Genomic DNA, 2,275 nt, shown 5'->3' with positions numbered 1-2,275 from the left:
CCGCGGACGGCTACCGCGAGATCCTCGGACTGTGGGCCGGCAACGGCGGCGAGGGCGCCAAGTACTGGCAGACCGTCCTGACCGAGATCAAGAACCTGCGTTCCGCAGCTGATGGCGGGTTCTGGACACGGATGACGGTATTGCCGCAGGCCACGGGGTTCCGGCCTGGTGGAACGGACGGAATCACCTAGTAACACGTTTCATGCGACTACCCTGCGTTGACCTGTGGTGATGCTGTTAAGGTCTGGAACCATGTACGTACGGGCGACGACACGGAAGAACAAGGACGGCTCGGCCGTGCGCTACTTGCAGCTCGCGCACAACGAGTGGGACGCCGCCACCGGCACCTCTCGCCCGCAGGTCCTGCACAGCTTCGGCCGCGAGGACCGCCTGGACCGCGCGGCCATCGAGCGTCTGGTCGCCTCGCTGACCAAACTCCTCGACCCGGCCGCCGCCCTGCGGGCCACCACCGGCTCGGAGTTGACGTTCCTGGCCTCCCGCCCGATGGGCGGCGCCCATGCCCTGGACGGCCTGTGGCAGCGCATCGGGATCGACAAGGTGATGAAGAAGCTCCTCAAGGGCCGCCGCCTGGACCCGGCCGCCGAGCGGGTCCTGTTCGCGCTGGTCGCCAACCGGGCCCTGGCCCCCAGCTCGAAACTCGCCGCGACCCGCTGGATCGAGCATGACAGCCACATCCCCGGCCTGCCCTCCACCGGCGAGGACGCCTGCTACCGGGCGATGGACTGGCTGTTGACCATCGAGGACCAGCTTGCCGAGGAGGTCTACTGGGCCGTCGCCGACCTCCTCAACCTCGAAGTCGACTTGCTGTTCTTCGACACCGCCAGCACCTACTTCGAGACCGGAGAGCCCGACGTCCCCGCCGCCCGCGATGAACACGGCCGCCGCCTGGATCAGGCATCGGCCTCGGCCGCACAGCCCGACGGCGACGGCGACGGCGACGGCGACGGCGACGGCGACGGCGAGGAGAACGTGAAGTCGTTCCGCGCGTACGGCAAGAGCAAGGACCACGGCCCGGACCTGCCACAAGCCGTCATCGGGATGGCGGTCACCCGCACCGGCATCCCTATCCGCGTCTGGTCCTGGCCCGGCAACACCGGCGACCAGGCCCTGATCCGCCAGGTCCGCGAGGACCTGCGGGAGTGGAAGCTGACCCGGGTGGTCTGGGTCGCCGACCGCGGCTTCGCCTCCGAGAAGAACCGCCGCTTCCTGCAACGAGCCGGCGGCCACTACATCCTCGGCGAGAAGATCCGCTCCGGCTCGCCCGCCGCCCAGGCCGCCCTGTCCCGCCAGGGACGATACGCGCACATCGCCGACAACATGCAGGTCAAACAGGTCCAACTCGACGACACCGCCGACCGGTTCGTGATCTGCCACAACCCCGAGCAGGCCAAGCGCGACGCCGCGATCCGCTCCGACCTCCTCGCTCAGCTCGGCGAGGCGATCGCGAACACCGACAAGCTGAGCGCGACCAAGCGCGCCGAACTCCGCGGACGGCTGTCCACCAAGCCCGGCCTGAACCGCTTCCTGCGCACCACCCCCGGCGGGCTGCTGCGGATCGACAAGGCCGCGATCAAGGCCGAGGAGCGCCTGGACGGGAAGTTCCTCCTGCGCTGCAGCGACCCGCACCTGTCGGCCGAGGACATCGCGACCGGCTACAAGCAGCTCCTAGAAGTGGAACGCGGCTGGCGAGACATGAAGACGATCATCGATCTGCGGCCCGTCTACCACCGCAAGGAAGACCGCATACGCGCCCATGTCCTGCTCTGCTGGCTCGCGTTGCTCCTGATCCGCATCGCCGAGACCACCTGCGACGAGACCTGGATCAACCTGCGCGAGGAACTCGAGCGCATCCACGTCGGCACCTTCGCCGGCCCCGCCGGAACCTTCCGCCAGCGCACCGAGACCAGCCCCGCCCAGCGCGCGATCCTCGCCAAGCTCGGCGTCCCCGAGCCCAAGCGCATCATCGCCCTGGAACCCGACACATCCGCCTGACCTGCACGAACACCCTCGCCTAGACACACGCCGATCCGGCGTGCACTCAGGCATACCCACAGGTCAAACCCCATATTCGTGTACTAGAGCGCCATCTCAGCTGCGGAACTCAGGAAGAACAGAGGCGTCCGCGACGTGCTCATGCTGGTCTGCGACGGGCTGAGCTACCTGCCCGACGCGGTGAACACCGTCTGGCCCCAGACCGTCGTGCAGACCTGCGTGGTCCACCTCATCCGCGCCAGCCTGCGCTACGCATCGCGCC

General features: G+C 68.4%; 1 protein-coding gene and 2 pseudogenes. All 3 read left to right on the top strand.

Annotated elements, in window-relative coordinates; all coding sequences use genetic code 11:
• Positions 1–95, top strand: a pseudogene (locus AB0J04_RS45895) (transposase); the annotation flags it as partial.
• A 157-nt stretch (positions 96–252) separates the two neighbouring features.
• Complete coding sequence (locus AB0J04_RS45890; RefSeq protein WP_363174687.1) at positions 253–2,013, top strand: IS1634 family transposase; 1,761 nt, start codon at positions 253–255, stop codon at positions 2,011–2,013.
• 114 nt (positions 2,014–2,127) lie between these two features.
• Positions 2,128–2,275: pseudogene (locus AB0J04_RS45885) on the top strand (transposase); the annotation flags it as partial.

Source organism: Streptomyces sp. NPDC050263, from assembly GCF_040655955.1.
Taxonomy (GTDB): domain Bacteria; phylum Actinomycetota; class Actinomycetes; order Streptomycetales; family Streptomycetaceae; genus Streptomyces.
This window is presented reverse-complemented; position numbering and strand designations above follow the sequence as displayed.

Bases quoted from the DNA above. Each gene is read 5' to 3' on its own strand.
- AB0J04_RS45890 (WP_363174687.1), top strand. From the start codon at position 253: ATGTACGTACGGGCGACGACACGGAAGAACAAGGACGGCTCGGCCGTG.